Origin of the sequence: Streptomyces griseorubiginosus, from assembly GCF_017614965.1 — a bacterium.
GTDB classification, from domain to species: domain Bacteria; phylum Actinomycetota; class Actinomycetes; order Streptomycetales; family Streptomycetaceae; genus Streptomyces; species Streptomyces griseorubiginosus_B.
The window spans coordinates 13,235-34,604 of record NZ_WVUG01000024.1; the positions used below are offsets into that span (position 1 = coordinate 13,235).

Consider the following 21,370-nt stretch of genomic DNA (forward strand, 5'->3'; position numbering starts at 1 on the left):
GGACTCCCTTTGCTTTCAGGCGCGTTCGGCGGACTCAGTCGAGCGAGACGACGACGGACTTGACCTTGGTGTAGGCGTCGAGGGCCTCGGGGCCGTACTCGCGGCCGTAGCCGGAGTCCTTCACTCCGCCGAAGGGCACCGCGGGGTCGAGCATCGCCCAGTCGTTGATCCAGACGATGCCCGCCTGGAGGCGGCCGGCGATACGGTGTGCGCGGGCGAGGTTCTGCGTCTGGATGCCCGAGGCCAGGCCGTAGGGCGTGGAGTTGGCGAGCTCGACCGCCTCGTCCTCGGTGTCGAAGGGCTGCACGGTCAGGACGGGGCCGAAGATCTCCTCCTGGACCACGCGGGAGTCGTTCGACAGGTCGGCGACGACGGTCGGCTTGTAGTAGTAGCCGCCGTAGAGGTCGAGGCGCTCGCCGCCGCAGACGATGCGGCCGCCCTCCTTGCGCGCGAGGTCGATGTACTCCTCGACCTTCTTCAGGTGCTTCTCCCCCGCCATCGGTCCGACGACGGTCTCGGGCTGCCGGGGGTCGCCGACCGGGACGCCGGGCACGGCGTCGGCGAGGATGCCGAGCAGGGTGGCGTACACCGGGCGGGAGACGAGCAGGCGCGGGCCGCCCATACAGAACTGGCCGGTGTTGAAGACGAACGCCTTGATGATCGCGCCGACCGCCTTCTCCAGGTCGGCGTCCTCGAAGACGATGTGGGCCGCGTTGCCGCCGAGTTCCATGGTCACGGGCTTGAGTGCCTCGCCGGCCACGCTCGCGACGTGCCGGCCGATGGCGGTGGAGCCGGTGAAGGCGACCTTGTCGACCCCGCGGTGGCGCAGCAGCGCCTCACCGGCGACCGGTCCGGCACCGGTGACGACGTTGACCACGCCGTCGGGGACGCCCGCCTTCTGCAGCAGCCGGGCCATGTACAGGGCGCTGAGCGGGGTCTCGTCGGCCGGCTTGTGGACCACGGTGTTGCCTGCGGCGAGCGCGGGGCCGAGCTTCGAACCGGCGAGGATCAGCGGGAAGTTGAAGGGGGTGATCGCGGCGACCACTCCGATCGGCTCGCGCCTGGTGTACGCGAGGGCGTTCATGGGGGTGTCGCGCACGGAGCCGTCCAGCGAGTGGGCCAGGGCGGCGAAGTGCTCGTAGTCGTTGGCCGCGTTGGTGATGTCGACGGCGTGGCACAGCGAGATGGGCTTGCCGACGTCCAGGCTCTCCAGCCGGGCGAGTTCGTCGGCGTTCTCGCGGATCAGGTCGGCCACCCGGTGCAGGATCCGGCCGCGCTCACGGCCGCTCAGCCCGGACCAGGTACCGCCGTCGAAGGCCTCGCGGGCCGCCCGTACGGCCGCGTCCACGTCGGCGGCGCCCGCCTCCGCGACGGTGGTGACGACCGCGCCCCGGGACGGGTCGACCACCTCGGTGCGCGCTCCGTCGGCGGCCTCGCGCCACTGCCCCCCGATGAACAGCCGTCCGGGTTCGATCTCGAAGGTGGTCATCACCACTCCTCAGCCTCTTCGCCAAGATTTCAACAAACAGGATTCCTGTTGGTTCGCAGTTTCATTACAGACAGGTTTCCTGTCAATGCTCTAGGCTGGATTCATGCTCGACACCCAGGCTACGAAGACTTCTCCGTCCCTGCTCTACATGGTCAAGCAGGTGGAGCTCGTGGTGCGCTCCCATCTGGACGAGCTGGTCAAGCCGTCCGGGATCACCGCACTGCAGTACACCGCGCTGACCGTCCTGGAGCGGCACGACGGGCTGTCCGCCGCACAGCTTGCCCGGGACTCGTTCGTCACCGCGCAGTCCATCGCGGACCTCGTGCGGTCCCTGGAGAACCGCGGCCTCGTGCGCCGGGAGCGCAACCCCCACAACCGCCGCGAACTGCTGATCCTGCTGACCGATGCCGGGCGCGAGCTGCTCGCCCAACACGCGGCTCCCGTAAGAGAGTTGGAGGAGCGGATGGTCCAGGAACTCACGGCACACCAGACCGAGCAGTTCCGCCAGGCACTGTCCAAGGCGTGGCACGCCCTGTCCTAGGCGTACGCCGGCGCAATCCTTCCTCGCAATTCGAAGACATATGTCAATCGAACATGCTCAAATTCACTCGTTCGAGGGTAACTTGCAGGGCGGGGAAGGGATGTGCGCCCGCTCGGTACCCGGGGGCACGACCAGGAGCAGGTTGGAGGCGAGGTCGTCGTGCAGCAGGAGCCTGCGCCGCTCACCCGGCATCTGCGCGTCCACCAGGACCGGGGCCACACGGTGCTGGAGTTCCGGGGTGAGATCGACATCGCCGCCGCGACGGAGCTCGCCCCGTACCTGGACGAGATGACGGCGCAGCCCGCGGCCCGGCTGGTCATCGACCTCCGCCGGACCGAGTTCTTCGACTGCTCCGGACTGCGTCTGCTCTACCGGGCCCGCAGCCGCTGTCTGGACCACGACGGCGAGCTGCGGCTCGTGTGCAACCACCCGCTCACCCTGCGGATCATGCGCGTCACCGGCCTGTCCCGGCTGCTGCCCGCCCATCCGACCCTGGACGCGGCCCTGGGGCAGCCGGAGGCAACGTCCGGGACCTTATGAGGCTCTCTGCCACCCCTCCTGCGCATCCCTGTGATGCCGAGCGTTGCTCCCGTCACCTCATGTCTATTCGTTCCGCGCCGCGTCGAACAGGGCGCTGACGGACTCGCCGTTGTGAATGCGCCGTACGGCCTCGGCGAGCGCGGGGGCGACGGTCAGGATCCGCAGTTTCTCGGTGCGCTCCTCCTCCGGGACCGGCACCGTGTTGGTGCACACGATCTCCAGGACGTCCGGCTGCTCCCCGATCCGCTTCAGCGCACCGGCCGCGAACAGTCCGTGGGTGCAGGCGACCCGGATCGAACGCGGTCCCAACTCCCTTAGCCGCTCCAGGAGTTCGAGGACGGTACTGCCCTTGGCGATCTCGTCGTCCAGGATGATCACGTCCCGGTCGGTGACCTCGCCGATCACCGAGCTGATGGTGACCCGGTCGTCCGCGTACCGCTGCTTGGCGCCGGCGGCGACCTGGGCGCCGAGCATCCGGGCGAAGGCGGCGGCCTCCTTGGCGTTGCCGAGGTCGGGCGAGACGACGGTGGTGCAGGTCAGGTCGTACCGCCGGAAGTACGCGGCGAGCTCGCGCCGGGCGTGCAGATGGTCGACCGGAACGGAGAAGAAGCCGTGGACCTGCGGCGAGTGCAGGGTCATGGTCAGGACACGGCTCGCGCCCGCCGCCACCATCAGGTCGGCGACCAGCCGGCCGCCGAGGGAGATGCGCGGCGCGTCCTTCTTGTCGGAGCGGGCGTAGGAGTAGTGCGGCATGACGACGCTGATCCGGGCCGCCGAGGCCCCGCGCGCGGCGTCGCACATCAGCAGCAGCTCGACGAGGTTCTCCTGGACCGGCTTGACCAGCGGCTGGATCAGGAAGACGTCGCGCTCGCGGCAGTTGGCCTGCAGCTGCACCTCCAGGCAGTCGTTGGCGAAGCGGCTGACCCGGGTGGGGCTGAGCGGCACGCCCAGATGCGCGCACACCTCGGCGGCGAGCTCGGGGTGGGCGCTGCCGCTGAACACGGAGATGTCTCGCACGATCCGCTCCTCGCATGATCATGACGGGGGGACGGCTTCATGCTACGGGCCCGCTGTCGGGCCGGATATTCGGTTGCGGACCGCCCCCGGCCGCGCGCCATGATGGCGCCGTCCGTGTTCTCTCACGTCAGGATTCCTCGCATGCGCCGACTCCTCGGAATCAACCAGCGCCCCCACCGGCCCACGGTTCTCGAGGACTCGACCCCGCATGCACACCCTGAACATCGGAATTCTGGCCCACGTCGACGCCGGTAAGACCAGCCTGACCGAGCGGCTGCTGTTCGACCACGGAGCGATCGACCGGCTCGGCAGCGTCGACGCGGGTGACACCCGTACGGACGACGGGGAGATCGAGCGGCAGCGTGGCATCACCATCCGCTCCGCGGTCGCCGCGTTCACCGTCGGTGACACCCAGGTCAACCTGATCGACACACCCGGTCACTCCGACTTCATCGCCGAGGTCGAGCGTGCCCTGGAGGTCCTCGACGGCGCGGTGCTGCTGCTGTCCGCCGTGGAGGGCGTGCAGGCGCAGACGCGGGTGCTGATGAGGACACTGCGGCGGCTGCGGCTGCCCACCCTGGTCTTCGTCAACAAGATCGACCGGGCGGGTGCCCGCGGTGAGGGCCTGCTCGCCGACATCCGCAGCAGGCTGACGCCGTACGTCGCCCCGCTCACGGACGTGACGGGCATCGGCACCCCCGACGCGCGCGTGACACCCCGCCCGGCCGCGGATCAGCGGCTGGCCGAGGGGCTCGCCGAGGTCGACCCGGGCATCCTCGCGGCGCTCGTCGACGGCCCCGAGCCGACCGCCGACGACCTCTCCAAGGCCCTCGCGGCGCACACGGCCGCCGGCTCCTTCCACCCCGTCCTGTTCGGCTCGGCGCTCGGCGGTCAGGGCGTCGCCGGTCTCGTGGACACGGTGATCCGCCTGATCCCCCCGGCCCCCACGTCCGGTGGCGCCGGACCACGCGGCACGGTGTTCGCCGTACGGCCCGGACCGGGCGGCGAGCGGACGGCGTACCTGCGGTTGTACGACGGTGAGGTGGCTCGGCGCCAGCGGCTGACGTTCCTGCGGCGCGAGGCCGACGGCCGGACCACCGAGGTCGCCGCTCGGGCCCACCGCCTGGGCGTCGTCGGCCGGGAGGGGCCCCTGACCGCCGGGAACATCGCGGCGATCGGCGGGCTGGGTGGCGTGCGGGTGGGTGACCGCCTCGGTGAACGCAGCGACCGCGCGCCGCAGTTCGCGCCCCCGACACTGGAGACCGTGGCCCGTGCCCGCCGCCCGGAGCAGGCGGCGCGGCTCCGTGAGGCGCTCCTGGCCCTCGCCGACCAGGACCCGCTGATCCACGCCCGGCCGGCGCCCGGGGGAGTCACCGCGCTGCTGCTGTACGGCGAGGTCCAGATGGAGGTGATCGCGGCGACACTGGCCCAGGACTTCGGCGTCGAGGCGGACTTCGAGCCGGGCCGGGTGCGGTTCCTGGAGCGGCCGCGGGGCGTGGGCGAGGCCTGCGCGGAGATGCCGTGGCATCTGGGCACCCGTTACTGGGCGACGATCGGGCTGCGGGTGGCGCCGGGAGCGCGGGACTCCGGCGGGGTGTTCACGTACGAGACGGAACTGGGCGCACTCCCCCGCGCCTTCCACCAGGCCATCGAGGACGCGGTGCACGCCGGCATGCTGACCGGGCTGTCGGGCGCCCCGGTCACCGACTACCGCGTCACGCTGATCCGCTCCGGCTACTGCTCGCCGATCAGCACGGCGGCCGATTTCCGGGGTCTCACCCCGGTGGTGCTGCGCCGCGCGCTTCAGCAGGCGCGGACGCGGCTGTACGAGCCGTACCACGCGTTCGAGACGGAGATTCCGCTCGACGCCCTGGCCCCGGTGACCGCCGAACTCGCCTCACGCGGCGCGGAGTTCACCGGGACCACGCCCGGCTCGTCGTCCTGGCTGATCACCGGCGAGCTGCCGGCCCGCCGGGTACGCGAGATCGAGCTGCGCCTGCCCGGCCTCACCCACGGCGAGGGCGTGTGGTGGTCCCGCCCGTCGAGCGACAGGGAGCTGCGGCCGCACTAGCCCCTTTCGGCCGCGCCCGTCGTCCGCCCGGTGGGGGGCCGCCCAAGCGCTCCGCTGGATGTGCCGCGCTGTGCCGTCGGTCGTCCGCGGCGCCGTCGTGGCCGGTCGCGCAGTTCCCCGCGCCCCTTCGGGGGCGTTACCGAACCGCCGCGGACTTCGGCCCCGGAGAGGGCATGCCGCCAGGCACCGGCCACCTGAGCGGACATGGTGACGACGGCGGATGTGCTGCCCGGCCGGCTTACGGAACCGGGGCGGCGCGGTGGCCGGGGGCCTGGCCGGAGCGGTCAGGGCCGGGGCGGTCGCGCCGGATCACTCCCCCGAGCCGCTTCACCACGACACCGGCAGGGTGCGTGGGCTCCGGGTCATCTGGCCCTCGCGCCAGTCGATCGTCTCCGGGGTGAACTCGGCGCGCAGGCCGGGGAAGCGGGAGGCGAGGCGGTGCAGGGCGAGGCCGAGTTCCAGGCGGGCGAGCCAGGCGCCGAGGCAGTGGTGGGGGCCGGCGCCGAAGACGACGGTGGGCGCGGGCAGCGGGGTGAAGGGATCCGGCGGGCCGGGCGGGAACACGGCGGTGTCGCGGCTGGCGGAGTTGGTCTGTACGGCGACCACGCTGCCCGCCGGGATGCGGACACCGCCGACCTCGGTGTCCTCGACGGCCCGCCGGAGCAGCCCGGGCAGGACGCGGCCCTCGCTGAGCGGGACGGCGCGCAGCAACTGCTCGGCGGCTGTGGCGGCCGTCTCCTCGCCTGCGGCGAGACCGGCGTAGGCGTCCCGTCCGTCGGTGAGGAGGTAGACGACGAGGTTGCCGAGTGCCGTCATGGTCGTCTCGTGCCCGGCCACCACCAGACCGCAGACCAGCCGCACGAGCTGCCGTTCGTCGATGCCGAGGGCGTCGCCCGCCGCCACGACACCGCTGACCAGGTCGTCGCCGGGTGCCTTGCGCCGTTCGGCGATCAGTTGGGCGCCGAACTCCGCGAACTCCGACATGGCGGCCACGACCTCCTCCCGCGTGTGCGCGCCCCCGGAGAGGGCGTGGTCGGCCCAGTGCCGGATGCGCTCGCGGTCGAGGTGGTCGAGGCCCATCAGCCGGCAGATCACCGAGACGGGCAGCGGACGGGTGAACCCCTCGACGATGTCGGCCGGCCGCTCCCCGGCGGCGAAATCGTCGAGGAGGGTGTCGACGACCGAGGCCACCCAGGGCCGCCAGCGGGCGATCGCGCGGGGCGTGAACGCCCGCTGCACGGTGCCGCGCAGCCGCTGGTGCGGTTCGCCGTCGAGGTTGACCATCCCGTCCGGGTCCCCCAGCAGGTTCGGCACGACGAGCAGCGGCGGCGCGTCGTCGGCGTGCAGCGAACGCCTGTCGAAGCGGTGGTCCATGAGGACCTGGCGGACGTCGGCGTAGCGGGTCACGAGCCAGACCGGGGTACCGGTGGCCAGCGCGGTGCGCCGGGGCGGACCGGCCTCGGGGAGGTCGATGCGGTGCATGGGGCAGCGGGAGAGGGATGTGCTGTCTGTACTCATCCGGGACTCCAGGGGTGCCGGTACGGACAGTTCTCCCACGCTAGTGCGCCCTGTCCGCCCCCCACCAGATATCGATCGGCCAACGACACGGTCTGCCAAGGGATTTGGCGGGCATCCGTGGAAGTAGTCAGGAAGGAGGACCGCGGCCATGACGACTCCCATCAGGCGCGTGTCCAGGCGCATGCCCGGCTGGGCGAAGGCGGTGAGCGCCGTCGTGCTGGTGCTCGTGGTGTTCTTCGCCGGGATCCGGCTGAGTGTGCTGCCCGGTCTCAAGGACCTGTTCGGGACGCAGACGCACGACCGCACCGGTCCCGCGCTGCTGCAGTCCATTCAGGACATGAGCCGTTACGACGCCGCCTCCGGCAACTTCCAGGTCGTGGTGGACCTGGAGAAGGACACCAAGTACCTGCCCGACGCGATCCGCGGCAGCCGCACCCTGTACGTCGGGGCGGGCACCGTCGACGCCTATGTCGACCTGGGCAAGGTCGGCAAGGACGACGTGACGGTCAACGGCGACCGTACGTCCGCCACCATCCGGTTGCCGCACGCGGCGCTCGGCAAGCCGGCCCTCGACCCCGACCGCTCCTACGCCGTCTCCAAGCAGCGCGGTCTGCTGGACCGCCTCGGCGACTTCTTCTCGGACAACCCCAACGGTGAGCAGGCGGTGCAGAAGCTCGCGGTGAAGCACATCGGCGAGGCCGCCAAGGACAGCGGGCTGACCAAGCGTGCCGAGACCAACACCGTCGACATGCTCCAGGGGCTGCTGCACTCGCTCGGCTTCAAGGAGGTGCACGTCTCCTACCAGAGCTGATCAGCCGCCCAGCACTCCCGGCAGCGCCAGCGCGCCGAGCAGTGCGGCCCCGACCAGCACCCATGCCACGTAGTCCCCGACGTGCCCGGACTGCAGGCGCCGCAGCGGCAGCGCCCAGTCCGGGCACGTCAGCAGTGTCGGGCGGACGGCGGCGAGGGCGGCGAGGCCCACCGCGAGCCCGGTCGACAGCAGACCGAGCAGCACACCCGGTCCCGTCCATTCCACGGAGCCGATCACCCCGCCGGACCCGGCCTCGTTCACCGAGCGCGCCACGACGTCGCCGAATCCGGGGCCCACGCCCACGGCGAGCGCCGCGGCCAGCAGCACGGCCGGCACCGCCGTCATCGTGTCCGGGATCCGCCGGATGCGGTGTCCCGTCTCCGGTTGTTCGCCCGAGCCGGTCGTCTCGAAGTCGCCCTGGTCCGGCGGCGTGGGGCCGAGGCCGAGGAACACCCCGGCGGCGACGCGCAGTACGGCCGCGGCGGTCACCGCGCTCCCCGCGACGTACAGCACGGTCAGCGGGCCGCCCCCCGCCTCCTCGGCGACCGACTTGCCGAGCGCGGTGCCGAACGGCGGCAGCCCCGCGAGGGCGAGGCCCCCGAGGGCGTACATCGCGGCCACCCCGCGCAACGAGCGGGCGCGCCCGTGCAGGGCGTGCTCGTCGACGCTGCCGTAGCGGTCGAGGAGGATGCCGGTGAGGGCGAACAGGGCGGCCTTCACGCCGGCGTGTCCGAGGACGTACAGCGCGACCCCGTCGTCCGCCTCGGGGGTCAGCACACCGATGCCGATGAGGAAGAGCCCGGTGTGGGCGACCGTCGAGTAGGCGAGCAGCCGTTTGATGTGCCGCTGGTACCAGCACATCACCGTGCCGATCACCACCGTGAGCACGCCGAGCGCCACCAGAGCGCGCCGCAGGTCGTGGGGCGGGACGCCGCCGGGGCCGGCGAAGACGGTGCCGTACACACGCCAGACGCCGTAGGCGCCGAGTTCGACCATGACACCGGACAGCAGCATGCACACGGGGGTGGGGGCGACGGCGTGCGCGTCCGGCAGCCAGAAGTGGAAGGGGACGGCGGCCGCCTTGACCAGCAGACCGGTCAGGACGAGGACGAAGCCCGCGAGGGTGAGCGCGTCCGGCGCGCCGTGCGCGTCGAGACCGCGCCCGATCTGCGTCAGGGCCAGTTCGCCGGTGCGCGCGTACAGCAGCCCGATGCCCATCAGCATGGCGTACGCGCCGAGGGAGTTGACGACGGCGAAACTCAGCGCGCCCTGCACGGGCCTGGCCTCCTCGACCCGGGTACCGGTCAGCGCGTAGGCGACGACGCTCATCAGCTCGAACCAGACGAACATGTTGAACAGGTCGCCGGCGATCGCGAACCCGCACATGCCGCCCTGGAACAGCAGCATCAGCGCCGGGAAGGAGCCCGCGTGGCGGCGGGGCGGTTCGTCGAAGTAGTGCCAGGAGTAGACCAGCGCCGCCAGGGTCAGCAGCGAGGCGAGCGCGGCCATGCCGAGGCCGGGTCCGTCGCCGGTCAGGACGATGCCGACGCTGTGGCCTTCGACGGGCGTCCAGCCGCCCACCCATTCGGTCATCGGCGGCGAGGAGCCGAGCAGCAGCACGACGGCGAGTGCGGCCGTGGCGGCCGACACCGCGCAGCCCGCGGACTCGGCGGCGACCCGGGGCAGCCGGCGTCCGACGGCGACGAGCAGGGCGGCCCCGAGGACGGGGACGGCGACCAGGAGCGGCAGCAGGTCGTTCATCAGCCGCGCAGCTCGGAGAGTTCGTCGGGGTCGACGGTGCCGTGGCGTTTGGCGATCTGGACGACCAGCGCGAGGAGCAGGGCGGTGACGGTGGCGCCGACGACGACGTCGGTGAGGGTCAGCGCCTGGACGACCGGGTCGACGACCGGGCGGGAGCCGGGCTTGATGTCGGAGAAGACGGGGGCGGTGGCCTTGTCCCGGTAGCCGACGGCCAGCAGCAGGACATAGGTGCCGGCCTGGCATACGGACAGACAGCCCACGGCGTGGACGAGGTTGCGGCTGGTGGCCAGGCCGTAGCAGCCGGCCAGGAAGACCCACGCGGCCACCAGGTACGGCAGTACGTCCATCACGGAGCTCATCTCCCGCTCTCCTCCTCGATCTCGACGGCCTGGTCCAGGAAGCGGGCGAGCAGGACGACGACCGCGCAGGCGACCTCCATGCCGATGGCCGCGTTCAGCAGCGGCACGGTGCCGCCGGATGAGAGGGTGTTGAAGGTGCCGTACGGCAGCAGGGTGTTGGCCAGGAAGGCCGTGCCGCCGATGAGGCCCGCGATGCCGGTGACGACGTAGGCGGAGGAGGCCAGCGCGTCGCCGACCTCGTATCTGCCGACGGGGCGGACGCGTTCCAGGGCGGCGTAGTCGGCGCCGAGGTAGAGCAGGTGCAGGGCGGTCGCGGCGACGACCCCGCCCTGGAAGCCGCCGCCGGGGCTGAGCTGGCCGTGGGCGACGATGTAGAGGCCGGTCAGCAGGGCGACGGGCAGGACGAGGAGGGCGTAGCGGCGCACCGGCCGGGCCACGTCGGCGGGTTCGGGGCGGGCGCGCCGCTCGTCCTGGGTCTGGCGCAGCAGGACCACGCAGCCCAGGACGGCCGCGAAGAGGATGGTCATCTCGCCGAGGGTGTCGAAGGCGCGCTGGTCGAAGTTGACGGAGGAGATGGTGTTGGCGGTGCGCCGGGCCAGGGAGGCGTGGACCGCGCGGTCGCCATAGGGGTGCCGGTCGCCGCCGAAGTGCGGCAGTCTCAGACAGGCGGCGACCAGCAGGACGGCCAGGCCCGCGCCGCCGGTCAGCAGGACCCACAGTCGGGCGCGCCGGGTCACCGCTCGCCCTCCTTCTCCCGGCCGCGCCGTCTGATCTTGCGGACGGCGAGCATCAGCAGCAGCGGGGTGAGGGCGGAACCCACGGCGAGCTGGGACAGGCCGACGTCCGGTGCCTGCAGGACGGTGAACAGCACGGCGAGGACGACGCCGAGGACGGCCAGGACGAGGGCCTGGCGCATCGGGTCGCGGGTCGCCACGGCCACCGTGGCGGACGCCGCGACGAGCAGCAGCGCGACGACGATCACCGCGTCAGCCACCGCGGACCCCCCGGAAGCCGCCGGACAGGGCACGCGAGGCGATGACGTTACCGCTGATCAGCAGGGCGCCGACGACCAGCAGTTTGACCATCGCCCGGCTGGGTCCGGTCGCCACGCACAGGGCGGTCACCGCGGCCGCGCCGAGGCCGGCGACCGTCCAGGTCAGGCCCCAGGCGCGCGGCGGGTCCTCGGCCAGCTCGTCGGCGAGCAGCCGAGCGAAGACCAGGGTGCCGACCGGGCCGAGCAGGGCGAGGACCAGACCGAGGTCGACGTACGACGGCCGGCCGTAGGCCTGGGACAGCAGCAGCAGGCCCGGGCAGGCGAGGGCGGTGGACAGGTTCTGCGCCACGACGCGGCGGCGCAGCGGGCCGGTGGCGACGCCCCACAGGGCCGCGCCCAGGCCGCCGGCGAGAGAGACGGTGGCGGCGAGCAGCCAGCCGTTCACGATCCGGTCACCGCCCGTCGCGCGGCCCGTGCGGCGAGGGCGCCGACGAGGGCCGAGGCCGCGCCGACCGCGAGTTCGAGGGTGTCGACGGTGCTGATGAGGACCAGCCACAGCAGGGCGAGCGCGACCCACCAGCCCATCAGTTCGGCCGCCGCGAGGAGCGCGGTCCGCGGGGTCATGCGCCACCTCCTCGGGCTCCGCTCGCACGCCGTCGCGGCGAGAGGTCCGGTCCGTCCTTCCGCGGCATCCAAGCATCGCGGCGGGCGCCGCGGGGGGCGGCGCGCTCGGCTCACCGCCCGGTTGCCCCGACAGCGGGAAGAAAAACCGCGCGGGCGCACCACGCCCGAACCGGGCACGGCGGCATCGTCGGCGGATGTGGGGGTAACCGCCTTTCGACACAGGGAAGTTGAAGACTGGAGGACCGGATGGCCCGTGCAGCCTTGCGCCCACGTTCCGCATGGCGCCTGGGTGTCGCCAAATCCGACAAGGCCGCGAAGCCCGCGAAGAACGGCAGAGCGGAGAAGGCCGCGAAGCCCGCGAAGAACGGTGCACCGGCCAAGGGCGGCACATTCTGGAGGAGGGCGAGGGCCGAGCCGGCCTCCCGTCCTGAGCCGCGCGAACGGCATGTCCTGCCCCTGCCGATCCGGCTGCTGGCGATGCTGGTCGCCTTCGGGTTCATGGTGGCGTTCGCCGTGGTGCTGGCCAAGCTGACGCTGGAGCCCTCGCCCGCCTCGGCCTCGCTGGTGCACACCAATCTGCATCCGGGCCGCTCGATCCGGGCCTACGTCGAACAGCCGGCGCTGCGCGACGCCGTGAAGCAGATCGGCGGCAACGTTCTGCTGGGCATCCCGTTCGGGGTTCTCATCCCCGTCGTCGCGCCGCGAGCGCGCGGGCTGCTGCGCGTGCTGCTGCTGACCGCCATGGTCATGCTGCTCGTGGAGTTCGCCCAGGGCGCGCTGGTCGACGGACGCGCCTTCGACATCGACGACGTCATCCTCAACACGAGCGGCGCGCTGATCGGCTGGATCGTCCTGGGGCGGCGGATGGGCAGGGTGCACGCACGGGAACGGGTCCCGCGCCGGTCCGCCAAGGGGACAAAGAGCGCTTAGCCGGGCACCTCAACCCCTGGTCCGTACCAAGGTATTGACGCTCCCCTTATCTCACTCCTTAAATCAAGAGGCGACGCCTTCACCCCCCACCTCGGCCGGGCGCATCCCTGCGCCTGGCCGCCGTATGGAAGGAAGTGCCGTGGCCTCCCCACGACTGCTGCGCACATGTCTGTTCGCCGCCCTGTCCGCCGTGCTGGTCGCGTCCGCCGCGACCGGTGCGGCGCACGCGGATCCGCCCAGGGCCGCCGCCGCCGTGGCCTTTTCCGACACCTTCGACGGGCCCGCCGGGGCCGCCGTCGACCCCTCCAAGTGGCAGACCGAGACCGGCGACAACGTCAACAACCACGAGCGGCAGTACTACACCCCCGGCACCCGCAACGCCGCCCTGGACGGCCAGGGCCATCTGGTGATCACCGCCCGGCGCGAGAACCCGGCCAACTACCAGTGCTGGTACGGCACCTGCCAGTACACCTCGGCCCGGCTCAACACCTCCGGCAGCTTCACCGCCCAGTACGGGCACGTCGAGGCACGGATGAAGATTCCGCGCGGGCAGGGCATGTGGCCCGCGTTCTGGATGCTGGGCACGCCGGTGAACTGGCCGGACTCGGGCGAGATCGACGTCATGGAGAACGTCGGCTTCGAGCCCTCCACCGTGCACGGCACCATCCACGGTCCCGGCTATTCCGGCTCGGGCGGCATCGGCGCCGCCTACTCCCTGCCGGGCGGGCAGGCCTTCGCGGACGCCTTCCACACCTTCGCCGTCGACTGGGCACCCGACTCGATCACCTGGTCCGTGGACGGCACCGTCTACCAGCGGCGCACTCCCGCCGATCTCGGCGGCAGGACCTGGGTGTTCAACAAGCCGTTCTTCCTGATCCTGAACCTGGCCGTGGGCGGCTACTGGCCGGGCGACCCGGACGGCTCGACCTCCTTCCCGCAAGCGCTGGTGGTCGACTCGGTGTCGGTCACGACCGGCGACACCCCGACGGGGACGGCGATCCGGGGACTGGCCGGCAAGTGCGTGGACGTCGCCGGCGCGAACCCCGCCAACGGCACACCCGTTCAGCTCTACGACTGCAACGGCACCGCCGCGCAGCAGTGGACCGTCGGCTCCGACGGCACCGTCCGCGCGCTCGGCAAGTGCCTGGACATCACCGGCAACGGAACCGCGGACGGCTCGACCGTCCAGCTGTGGGACTGCACCGGCGGCCCCAACCAGAAGTGGACCGTCACCGGGGCGCACGACATCGTCAACCCGCAGGCGAACAAGTGCCTGGACGTGACCGGCAACGACTCCGCCAACGGCACTCGACTGCAGATCTGGACGTGCACGGGCGGCGCCAACCAGAAGTGGACGGTCGGCTGAGCCGTCCGCTCAGTGCTTCGTCCAGGTGTACTTGTCGCCTCCCACCCAGCGGATCAGGTCCGGGTCGTCGAGGTCGTGGATGGGGATGCCGTACGAGGCGGCGGCCTCCAGTACGTCCGTGACGGCCCGGGCCTCGCCGATGACCTGACCGTCGATCTCCACGATCCGGAAGGGGGCCTCGCCCGGCCTGCCCGGGCACACCCCGAGCACCAGAACCCGTGGATGGGGTATGTGCGGAACTCCTTGTTCGGTCATGCCATAGAGCGTAGAACGCGAGGAGGACGGCGACCCGTCAACGCCCGCTCTCCAGCAGATCCAGCACCGCCCGCTCGACGGCGCCCTGCGTGGCCGGACGGCCGAATTCGCCGTGCTCGCCCAGCCGGGTGAGCACGGCGGCGATCGTGACGTCCTGCTCGAACAGCTCGAACACCTTTGGGTCGATGTAGGAGGCCCGGCACACGGCGGGCGTGTTGCCCAGGTAGTGGCTGACCTCGCGGACCGCGCGGGCGATCTGCCGGCGCCGGGCCGCGGGCGTGGCACGGGCCCGCGCGGTGGGGACGGACAGCGCGACGGCGGCGAGGACCGTGGCGTGCCAGGTGCGGAAGTCCTTCGCGGTGATCTCCGTCCCGGACAGCCGCCGCAGCGCCTCGTTCAGGTCGTCGCCGTGCAGCTCGTGCCAGGCGCCCCGGTCCCGGTACACGAACAGCCGCTCCTCAGGACGCCGGCGCCGCGCCAGGGACCGTACGACGGCGTGCGCCTGCTCGTCGACGAGCGCCCGTACGAGCTCGACGCCCCCCTTGGCCGGGTAACTGAACTCGATCTCACCACGACGGCAGGTGACGTGCTCGCGCAGCATGGTCGTCAGGCCGTAGGTCTCGCTCTGCCTGGTGTGCCGGTCGCTGCCGATGCGGAAGAAGCCCAGGTCCAGCAGGCGCACGGCGCAGGCGGTGACCCGGGCCCTGTTCAGTCCGCGTCCGGCGAGGTCGATCGCCACCTTGGCGCGCAGTTCGGGCAGGGTACGGGCGACCTCGCGGACGTGTTCGTGCTTGGCCTGCTCCTGCTGCGCGCGGAACCGCTCGTGGTAGAGGTACTGGCGGCGTCCGGCGTCGTCGGTGCCGACGGCCTGCAGATGCCCGTTGGGCCAGGGGCAGATCCACACGTCCCGCCAGGCCGGCGGGATGACCAGGCCGCGGATGCGGTCGAGATGGGCGGGGTCCTTCAGGGGCGCGCCGGTCTCGTCCCGGTAGCGGAAGCCGCGCCCGCAGCGGACGCGGCTGAAGCCGGGACGGTCGCAGTGGCTGGTGCGCAGTCTCACGGCCGCCCGCTCAGGGCCGCCGCCAGTCGTCACTGCCGAGATGCGAGCCCGCCTGCGGGCCCATCCGCAGCATGCCGCCGTCCACGCTCCAGGACGCGCCGGTGACGTATGCGGCGTCGGGGCTCGCGAGGAAGGCGATGACGGCGGCCACCTCGCGGGCGTCACCGGGCCGGCCGAGCGGTATGCCCGGACGGGGCTCGGTGTGCACGTCGCCGTCCTCCTGGCCGGTCATCGGTGTGGCGATCTCACCCGGCGCGACGGCGTTGACGGTGATGCCGTACTCGGCGAGTTCCAGGGCCATCACCTGGGTGAGCAGTCCGAGACCGCCCTTGGCCGCGCAGTACGGGGCCGCGCCGACCCTCGGCTGGTGCTCGTGGACGGAGGTGACGTTGACGATGCGGCCGCCGTCGCCCTGCCGGATCATGTGCCGAGCCGCCCGCTGCCCGCACAGGAACGGGCCGACCAGATCGACGTCGAGGACCTCGCGCACGGTGTCGAGGTCCAGATCGAGGAACGGGGTCATGGTGCCCGTACCGGAGTTGTTGACCAGGACGTCGAGGCGGCCGAGCCGTTCGCACAGCTCGTCGACCGTGTCGGCGGCCTCGGGCAGGCCGGTCAGGTCCAGGTGGGCCACCTCGGCCCGCCGCCCGTGGGCGCGCACCTCGTCGGCCGTCTCCTCGGCGCCCTTGCGGTCGGTGTTCCAGGTGATGCCGACGTCCATGCCCGCCTCGGCCAGCCGGACGGCCGTGGCGCGGCCGATCCCCGAGTCGGAGCCGGTGACCACGGCCACCTTGCCGGAAGCTGATGGGGACATCGCCGACCTCCTGAGCGTCGCCGAGGGTGGGGCATCGCAGTACCCCGGGTGAGCGGGCACAAACCGTGCGGGATCCGTGCGGCCGGGGAACCCTGGAGCCATGGACCCCGTCGAGGCACTGGACCGGATCGCCTTCCTGCTGGAGCGGTCCCTGGCGCCGACCTACCGTGTCCGCGCCTTCCGTACGGCCTCCCGCGTGCTGGCGAAGCTGCCCGCGGACGAGGTGCGCGACCGGGCCGCCGCCGGCTCGCTGGAGTCACTGAAGGGGGTCGGACCGAAGACGGCCCAGGTCGTCCAGGAGGCACTGGCCGGGCAGGTGCCCGGCTATCTGCGCAAGCTGGAGGACGAGGCCGGGGCGGCGGACGAGGACCGGGCGGGCGCGGAGCTGCGGGCGCGGCTGCGCGGGGACTGCCATCTGCACTCGGACTGGTCGGACGGCGGCAGCCCGATCGAGGAGATGGGACGGGCCGCCGCGGCGCTCGGGCACGAGTGGGCGGCCCTGACCGACCATTCGCCGCGGCTGACGGTGGCGCGCGGGCTGTCGCCGCAGCGGCTGAGGGAGCAACTGGACGTGGTGGCGCGGCTGAACGAGACCTGGGCGCCCTTCCGGCTGCTGACCGGCATCGAGTGCGACATCCTCGAGGACGGCTCGCTGGACCAGGAACCCGAACTCCTCGAGCGGCTGGACGTGGTCGTGGTGTCGGTGCACTCCAAGCTGCGCATGGACGCCCGCTCGATGACCCGGCGCATGGTGGCCGCCGTCCACGACGAGCACTCCGACGTGCTCGGGCACTGCACCGGCAGGCTGGTGACCGGGCGGGGGCGACCCGAGTCGGAGTTCGACGCGGACGAGGTGTTCGCCGCGTGCGCCGAGACGGGCACCGCCCTGGAGATCAACAGCCGGCCCGAGCGGCTGGACCCGCCCCGGCGGCTGCTGCGCCGCGCGGTTCAGGCGGGCGTGCTCTTCTCGATCGACACCGACGCGCACGCGCCCGGCCAGCTGGACTGGCAGATCCTCGGCTGCGCCCGCGCCGAGGAGTGCGGGGTGCCGCCCGAGCGGGTGGTGAACACCTGGGCGCTCGGCGACCTGCTCGCCTGGACCCGCGGGCGGCGCACGCCGGCGGGCGTGTCGGGCCCGTGACGTGGTACCCGAGCGGAGAGCGAGCAAGGGAGAGCGCATGGAACGGGCGGCCGTGTTCGACGTCGACGGAACCCTCGTGGACACCAACCACCTGCACGTGACGACCTGGTGGGAGGCGTTCCGGCAGGCGGGCCACCAGGTGCCCATGCACGCCATCCACCGGTCCGTGGGCCTGCCCTCGGCGGATCTGATCGCCCGGGTGCTGGGCGACGAGCGGGACAAGGACCGGGACGGCGAGCTGAGCGCCGCGCACAAGACGCTGTACGCGCAGTATTTCGACCGGCTGCCCGCGCTGGAGGACGCCGGCCGGCTGCTGCGACGGCTCCATCACGACGGCTGGCGGGTGGTGCTGGCCACCTCCGCGAGCGGTCCGGAACTGTCCGCGCTGCGGCGCGCGCTCTCCGCCGACGAGGCGATCCACGCCACGGCCAGCGCCGACGACGTCGAGGAGGGCAAGCCGGCCCCCGAGCCCGTCGAACACGCCCTGGAGCTCGCCGGGGTGCCCGCCGAACGGGCGGTCTTCGTCGGCGACACCGTGTGGGACATGCGCGCGGCCTGCCGGGCCGGCGTGCGCCGCGTCGGCGTGCTGTGCGGCGGAATCCCGCGCCACGACCTGGAGGAGGCGGGCGCCGAGGCGGTGTACGACGATCCCGCGCACCTCCTGGCCGACCTGGACGGCAGCCCGCTGGCCTGAGTGCGGCCCGCGGTCCCGCTCCCGCTCCGCGTGCGGCACGTCACCGCGCCCGGCCTGCTGTGGTCCGCCGATCTTCGGTTACCCGCACCGGATGACGCGAGTGACCGAAGCGGTACGACGATCAGCACAGGGCGGGCAGTGGACCGGCGTCGGACGGAACGTGCGGGCGGCCTGGCGCTCGCCGGGCCGGGAGCGGGATCTGGTCGTGCAGTCGCTGAAGGCCGCGGGGGCGGCGGTGCTGGCGTGGTTCGTGGCGAGCGACGGCATGGACGACCCGATGGCCCTGATGGCTCCCTGGGTGGCGCTGGTCCTGGTGCAGGCCACCGTGTACAGCTCCCTGCGGCGCGCGGCGCAGCAGTTCGCGGCGATCTGCACCGGCACGGTCTTCGCCTCGCTCGCCCAGGCGGTCACCGGGAACACGCTGGGCGCGCTGGCGCTGTGCCTGCCGGTGCTCATGCTGCTGTCCAACTGGTCCCGCTTCGGCGACCAGGGCATCTACGGCGCCACCACCGCGGTGTTCACACTCGCCGCCGGCAGCGTCACCGCGGCCACGGTCGGGCACCGGGTGGGGCAGGCGGCGCTCGGCGCGGTGATCGGGATCGCCGTCAACGCGCTGGTGCTGCCGCCGATCCATCTCCGGGACGTCCGGGAGAACCTCGCGGCCCTCGCCGAGGAGGCGGGGGACGTGCTGCGGACGGTCGCCGACGACATGCGGCACGAGCGCTGGGACGCGGCGACCGTGGCCGGCTGGAAGCACGGCGCCGCCCGGCTCGAACACCGGCTGGAGGCGGTGCGCTCGGCCCGCCGCTGGAGCCGGGAGAGCCTGCGCCTGACCAGCAGGCCGCTGCGCAGGCTGCGCCGACTGCCCTCGGACATACCGCCCGACAGCGAGGACGAGCGCTGGAGCCGGATCACCGGACACGTGGCGACACTCACCCGCACCCTCGCGGTCGCCGCCGAGGACGAACGGACGCCCACGGCGCCCGACGCCCCGGTGCTGCACACCTACGGGCGGCTGCTGGAGCTGATCGCGCGGGCCTGCCACGCGCAGGGGCGCCGGCTGCTCGACGGGCCCGGCGAGGAGGAGGTCGACGAGCGGGTCGAGGACACCCGGCGCGAACTGCACCGGCGGTTGCAGGAGGGGCTGCGGGAGCAGGCCGGATTCGGGGCGGACCGTACGACGGTCCTCGGGTCGCTGCTGCTGCAGGCGGAGAACCTGTGGGCGGACACCGTTCCGGCCGCCGCGCGCGGGTGACGCAGATCACCGCGAAAGGATCCCAACGGCGGAACACCACACGGTAGTTCGCCGTTGAACAAGCCGTGGGTGCGGATGGGACAGTGTCCCCGGGCCTCACCATTCGCCCACAGGGACGATCGTTCGGCTGAAGCCCTGTGGAGCCCTTCGCCGAGAGGCGACCGCCATCCGCGCCCACCCTTCGACGGCCCCGACCGAGATTCCCCCGTCCGGTCGGGGCCCTTCCGCGTCCGGCCCCGGTCCCGGCTTGACTTCGAGCGCACTTCACTTCGTAGCGTTCACGGCATGACCACTGCACAGCACAAGATCGGATCCGGTTTCGGCGCGACCAGCACCGCCGACGACGTCCTGCGGGGCATCGATCTCACGGGGAGGCTCGCGCTGGTCACCGGCGGCTACTCGGGGCTCGGCCTGGAGACGACCCGGGCGCTGACCAGGGCGGGCGCCCATGTCGTCGTCCCGGCGCGGCGCCGGGCGACCGCCGAGGAGGCGCTGGCCGGTGTGACCGGCGTCGAGGTGGACGAGCTGGACCTCGGGGACCTGGAGAGCGTGGGTGCCTTCGCCGACCGTTTCCTGGCCTCCGGACGGCCCGTCGACATCGTGATCAACAGCGCCGGGATCATGGCGTGCCCGGAGACACGGGTGGGGCCGGGCTGGGAGGCGCAGTTCGCCACCAACCACCTCGGTCACTTCGCCCTCGTCAACCGGCTGTGGCCGGCGATCGCGGCGGGCGGCGCCCGCGTCGTCTCCGTCTCCTCCCGCGCCCACCACTTCTCCGGCATGCGCTGGGACGACGTGCAGTGGACGAGCGGCTACGACAAGTGGGCGGCCTACGGCCAGGCCAAGACCGCGAACGTCCTCTTCGCCGTCCACCTCGACCGGCTGGCCCGTGACGCCGGTGTCCGCGCCTTCTCCCTGCACCCCGGCGGCATCCTCACGCCCCTCCAACGGCACATCCCGAAGGAGGAGATGATCGAACGCGGCTGGATCGACGCGGACGGCAACGTCCTGAACCCGCAGGGCTTCAAGACCCCGGAACAGGGCGCCGCCACCCAGGTGTGGGCGGCGACCTCCCCCCAACTGGACGGCCTGGGCGGCGTCTACCTGGAGGACTGCGAGATCGCCGAGATCGCCCCGCCGGACGAGTCGACCACCGACGGCGTCAAGGAGTGGGCGATCGACCCGGACCAGGCAGCCCGTCTGTGGGACCTGTCGGCACAGCTGACAGGCGTGAACGCCTTCCCCGCCTAGCGGAAGAAGCGGCGCCGGTGGCCGGGGCCGGACTCAGTCCGTGATGAACTCCCGCAGATCCGTGGTGAGTTGGTCGGCGTGGGTGGCGAAGAGGCCGTGGCCGGCGTTCTCGTAGACCTTGAGGGTGGCCTCGGGAAGGAGGCCGGCGGCTCGGTGGGCCGTCGTCTCCAGGGGGGCCGAGGTGTCGTGGGTGCCGTGGATCACCAGGGCCGGCAGGTCGAGCTTGGGGAGTTCGGCGGTGACGTCGACGACGGCGATCAGCGCCTGGACCGCGGCCGTGGAGCGAGGCGTGGAGATCAGGGCGCGGTCGACGATGTGGTCCCGGTACGCCGGGGACACGTCGTTGCCGGGGCGGTCGACGGCGAAGAAGGCGTCGACGCCGTCACGGAAGAACGCCGCCCGGTCGCGCCGGCAGACCTCGTTCGCGGCCAGCACCACGTCCTGGTCCACGCCGTCCGGGTTGTCGGCGGTGCGCACCACGCCCGGCGCGATCCCGGCGACGAAGGCGACCCGGGCCACCCGCTCGGTGCCGTGCCGGGTGAGGCAGCGGGTGATCTCGACGCTGCCCATCGAGTGACCGATCAGGACCGCCTCCCGCAGGTCCAGGTGGTCCAGGAGCCCGTGCAGGTCGTCGGCGAGGGTGTCGAGGTCGAACCCGCCCCACACGTCGTCGGAGCGGCCGTGCCCCCGGCGGTCCAGGCCCACGCAGCGCAGGCCCTCCTCGGCGAGCCGGGGCATCTGGAACTCCCACATCTCCGAGCCCAGGTAGGCGCTGTTGACGAAGACGGCCACGGGACCGTCGGCCGGTCCGTAGTCGACGTAGTGCAGCCGCGTACCGTCGGCGGGGCTGGCGAAGTACGGCATGGGACGTCCTCCTGG

The 21,370-nt window shown here is 72.4% G+C and carries 23 protein-coding genes; 10 read left to right on the forward strand and 13 right to left on the reverse strand.

Going from position 1 to position 21,370, the window contains the following annotated elements:
- Window positions 1–34: 34 nt before the first annotated feature.
- Entirely contained in the window at window positions 35–1,489 is a 1,455-nt protein-coding gene (locus tag GRC12_RS07425) for an aldehyde dehydrogenase family protein (RefSeq protein WP_208778303.1), read from the reverse strand.
- A 103-nt stretch (window positions 1,490–1,592) separates the two neighbouring features.
- Here GRC12_RS07425 and GRC12_RS07430 point away from each other — a divergent pair, with 103 nt between their 5' ends.
- Together GRC12_RS07430 and GRC12_RS07435 are read left to right on the forward strand one after the other, a co-directional pair.
- A complete protein-coding gene (locus GRC12_RS07430) occupies window positions 1,593–2,030 on the forward strand; it encodes a MarR family winged helix-turn-helix transcriptional regulator (protein WP_208778305.1) in 438 nt (145 codons plus the stop codon).
- Window positions 2,031–2,189: 159 nt separating this feature from the next.
- A complete protein-coding gene (locus GRC12_RS07435) occupies window positions 2,190–2,570 on the forward strand; it encodes an anti-sigma factor antagonist (RefSeq protein WP_208778308.1) in 381 nt (126 codons plus the stop codon).
- A 63-nt stretch (window positions 2,571–2,633) separates the two neighbouring features.
- Here the strand turns inward: GRC12_RS07435 and GRC12_RS07440 are convergent, their stop codons facing one another.
- Window positions 2,634–3,587, reverse strand: a complete 954-nt coding sequence (locus GRC12_RS07440; RefSeq protein WP_208778310.1) for a ribose-phosphate diphosphokinase — start codon at window positions 3,585–3,587, stop codon at window positions 2,634–2,636.
- 208 nt (window positions 3,588–3,795) lie between these two features.
- On the opposite strand from GRC12_RS07440, the gene otr(A) reads away from it, so the two are divergent.
- Window positions 3,796–5,658: a tetracycline resistance ribosomal protection protein Otr(A) gene (gene otr(A) / locus GRC12_RS07445; protein ID WP_208778312.1), complete on the forward strand. Its 1,863-nt coding sequence runs from the start codon at window positions 3,796–3,798 to the stop codon at window positions 5,656–5,658.
- A gap of 327 nt (window positions 5,659–5,985) precedes the next feature.
- Here otr(A) and GRC12_RS07450 read toward each other — a convergent pair whose 3' ends face one another.
- A complete protein-coding gene (locus tag GRC12_RS07450; protein ID WP_208778314.1) occupies window positions 5,986–7,176 on the reverse strand; it encodes a cytochrome P450 in 1,191 nt (396 codons plus the stop codon).
- Between the two features lie 148 nt (window positions 7,177–7,324).
- Here GRC12_RS07450 and GRC12_RS07455 point away from each other — a divergent pair, with 148 nt between their 5' ends.
- The gene (locus tag GRC12_RS07455) at window positions 7,325–7,987 is read left to right on the forward strand and encodes a DUF4230 domain-containing protein (protein ID WP_208778316.1); all 663 of its coding nucleotides are present in this window, start codon (window positions 7,325–7,327) and stop codon (window positions 7,985–7,987) included.
- Here GRC12_RS07455 and GRC12_RS07460 read toward each other — a convergent pair whose 3' ends face one another.
- Genes GRC12_RS07460 through GRC12_RS07485 form a run of 6 tightly spaced genes read right to left on the reverse strand, consistent with a single transcriptional unit; the run spans window position 7,988 to window position 11,725 of the window.
- Entirely contained in the window at window positions 7,988–9,748 is a 1,761-nt protein-coding gene (locus GRC12_RS07460) for a complex I subunit 5 family protein (protein WP_208778317.1), read from the reverse strand.
- On the reverse strand, window positions 9,748–10,095 hold the full coding sequence (locus GRC12_RS07465; RefSeq protein ID WP_208778378.1) for a sodium:proton antiporter: 348 nt from the start codon (window positions 10,093–10,095) through the stop codon (window positions 9,748–9,750). Before GRC12_RS07465 ends, GRC12_RS07460 begins: the two co-directional genes overlap by 1 nt.
- A gap of 8 nt (window positions 10,096–10,103) precedes the next feature.
- A complete protein-coding gene (locus GRC12_RS07470) occupies window positions 10,104–10,844 on the reverse strand; it encodes an MnhB domain-containing protein (RefSeq protein ID WP_208778320.1) in 741 nt (246 codons plus the stop codon).
- Entirely contained in the window at window positions 10,841–11,101 is a 261-nt protein-coding gene (locus GRC12_RS07475) for a Na(+)/H(+) antiporter subunit B (RefSeq protein ID WP_208778322.1), read from the reverse strand. Before GRC12_RS07475 ends, GRC12_RS07470 begins: the two co-directional genes overlap by 4 nt.
- Window positions 11,094–11,546, reverse strand: coding sequence for a monovalent cation/H+ antiporter complex subunit F (locus GRC12_RS07480; RefSeq protein ID WP_208778324.1), 453 nt, complete (start codon window positions 11,544–11,546; stop codon window positions 11,094–11,096). Before GRC12_RS07480 ends, GRC12_RS07475 begins: the two co-directional genes overlap by 8 nt.
- Complete coding sequence (locus tag GRC12_RS07485) at window positions 11,543–11,725, reverse strand: hypothetical protein (RefSeq protein ID WP_208778326.1); 183 nt, start codon at window positions 11,723–11,725, stop codon at window positions 11,543–11,545. The genes GRC12_RS07480 and GRC12_RS07485 overlap by 4 nt, the downstream gene beginning before the upstream one ends.
- 246 nt (window positions 11,726–11,971) lie before the next feature.
- Between GRC12_RS07485 and GRC12_RS07490 the strand changes: the two genes are divergently transcribed.
- Both GRC12_RS07490 and GRC12_RS07495 read left to right on the forward strand, forming a co-directional pair.
- Window positions 11,972–12,655: a VanZ family protein gene (locus tag GRC12_RS07490; protein ID WP_244372236.1), complete on the forward strand. Its 684-nt coding sequence runs from the start codon at window positions 11,972–11,974 to the stop codon at window positions 12,653–12,655.
- A gap of 139 nt (window positions 12,656–12,794) precedes the next feature.
- Window positions 12,795–14,021, forward strand: coding sequence for an RICIN domain-containing protein (locus tag GRC12_RS07495; protein WP_208778328.1), 1,227 nt, complete (start codon window positions 12,795–12,797; stop codon window positions 14,019–14,021).
- A 9-nt stretch (window positions 14,022–14,030) separates the two neighbouring features.
- Here the strand turns inward: GRC12_RS07495 and GRC12_RS07500 are convergent, their stop codons facing one another.
- Genes GRC12_RS07500 through GRC12_RS07510 form a run of 3 tightly spaced genes read right to left on the reverse strand, consistent with a single transcriptional unit; the run spans window position 14,031 to window position 16,150 of the window.
- Entirely contained in the window at window positions 14,031–14,276 is a 246-nt protein-coding gene (locus tag GRC12_RS07500) for a hypothetical protein (protein ID WP_208778330.1), read from the reverse strand.
- A gap of 37 nt (window positions 14,277–14,313) precedes the next feature.
- Window positions 14,314–15,336: a DNA topoisomerase IB gene (locus GRC12_RS07505; RefSeq protein ID WP_208778332.1), complete on the reverse strand. Its 1,023-nt coding sequence runs from the start codon at window positions 15,334–15,336 to the stop codon at window positions 14,314–14,316.
- Window positions 15,337–15,346: 10 nt separating this feature from the next.
- Entirely contained in the window at window positions 15,347–16,150 is an 804-nt protein-coding gene (locus tag GRC12_RS07510; protein ID WP_208778334.1) for an SDR family oxidoreductase, read from the reverse strand.
- A gap of 100 nt (window positions 16,151–16,250) precedes the next feature.
- Between GRC12_RS07510 and GRC12_RS07515 the strand changes: the two genes are divergently transcribed.
- From GRC12_RS07515 to GRC12_RS07530, 4 genes are all read left to right on the forward strand, one after another.
- On the forward strand, window positions 16,251–17,291 hold the full coding sequence (locus tag GRC12_RS07515) for a PHP domain-containing protein (protein ID WP_208778336.1): 1,041 nt from the start codon (window positions 16,251–16,253) through the stop codon (window positions 17,289–17,291).
- 37 nt (window positions 17,292–17,328) lie between these two features.
- Window positions 17,329–17,985, forward strand: a complete 657-nt coding sequence (locus GRC12_RS07520) for an HAD family hydrolase (protein WP_208778338.1) — start codon at window positions 17,329–17,331, stop codon at window positions 17,983–17,985.
- 91 nt (window positions 17,986–18,076) lie between these two features.
- Window positions 18,077–19,240 carry an FUSC family protein gene (locus tag GRC12_RS07525; RefSeq protein ID WP_208778341.1) on the forward strand — a complete coding sequence of 388 codons (1,164 nt, stop codon included), beginning with the start codon at window positions 18,077–18,079 and terminating at the stop codon, window positions 19,238–19,240.
- 285 nt (window positions 19,241–19,525) lie between these two features.
- Window positions 19,526–20,491 (forward strand): SDR family NAD(P)-dependent oxidoreductase, encoded by a 966-nt coding sequence (locus GRC12_RS07530; RefSeq protein ID WP_208778343.1) that lies wholly within the window; start codon window positions 19,526–19,528, stop codon window positions 20,489–20,491.
- 33 nt (window positions 20,492–20,524) lie between these two features.
- Here GRC12_RS07530 and GRC12_RS07535 read toward each other — a convergent pair whose 3' ends face one another.
- Window positions 20,525–21,355, reverse strand: coding sequence for an alpha/beta fold hydrolase (locus tag GRC12_RS07535; protein WP_208778345.1), 831 nt, complete (start codon window positions 21,353–21,355; stop codon window positions 20,525–20,527).
- Between the last annotated feature and the right edge of the window lie 15 nt (window positions 21,356–21,370).

Bases quoted from the DNA above. Each gene is read 5' to 3' on its own strand.
- GRC12_RS07530 (WP_208778343.1), top strand. From the start codon at position 19,526: ATGACCACTGCACAGCACAAGATCGGATCCGGTTTCGGCGCGACCAGC.
- GRC12_RS07525 (WP_208778341.1), top strand. From the start codon at position 18,077: ATGACGCGAGTGACCGAAGCGGTACGACGATCAGCACAGGGCGGGCAG.
- GRC12_RS07450 (WP_208778314.1), bottom strand. From the start codon at position 7,176: ATGAGTACAGACAGCACATCCCTCTCCCGCTGCCCCATGCACCGCATC.
- GRC12_RS07460 (WP_208778317.1), bottom strand. From the start codon at position 9,748: ATGAACGACCTGCTGCCGCTCCTGGTCGCCGTCCCCGTCCTCGGGGCC.
- GRC12_RS07430 (WP_208778305.1), top strand. From the start codon at position 1,593: ATGCTCGACACCCAGGCTACGAAGACTTCTCCGTCCCTGCTCTACATG.
- GRC12_RS07515 (WP_208778336.1), top strand. From the start codon at position 16,251: ATGGACCCCGTCGAGGCACTGGACCGGATCGCCTTCCTGCTGGAGCGG.
- GRC12_RS07455 (WP_208778316.1), top strand. From the start codon at position 7,325: ATGACGACTCCCATCAGGCGCGTGTCCAGGCGCATGCCCGGCTGGGCG.
- GRC12_RS07535 (WP_208778345.1), bottom strand. From the start codon at position 21,355: ATGCCGTACTTCGCCAGCCCCGCCGACGGTACGCGGCTGCACTACGTC.
- GRC12_RS07490 (WP_244372236.1), top strand. From the start codon at position 11,972: ATGGCCCGTGCAGCCTTGCGCCCACGTTCCGCATGGCGCCTGGGTGTC.
- GRC12_RS07510 (WP_208778334.1), bottom strand. From the start codon at position 16,150: ATGTCCCCATCAGCTTCCGGCAAGGTGGCCGTGGTCACCGGCTCCGAC.
- GRC12_RS07520 (WP_208778338.1), top strand. From the start codon at position 17,329: ATGGAACGGGCGGCCGTGTTCGACGTCGACGGAACCCTCGTGGACACC.
- GRC12_RS07485 (WP_208778326.1), bottom strand. From the start codon at position 11,725: ATGACCCCGCGGACCGCGCTCCTCGCGGCGGCCGAACTGATGGGCTGG.
- GRC12_RS07465 (WP_208778378.1), bottom strand. From the start codon at position 10,095: ATGGACGTACTGCCGTACCTGGTGGCCGCGTGGGTCTTCCTGGCCGGC.
- GRC12_RS07500 (WP_208778330.1), bottom strand. From the start codon at position 14,276: ATGACCGAACAAGGAGTTCCGCACATACCCCATCCACGGGTTCTGGTG.
- GRC12_RS07425 (WP_208778303.1), bottom strand. From the start codon at position 1,489: ATGACCACCTTCGAGATCGAACCCGGACGGCTGTTCATCGGGGGGCAG.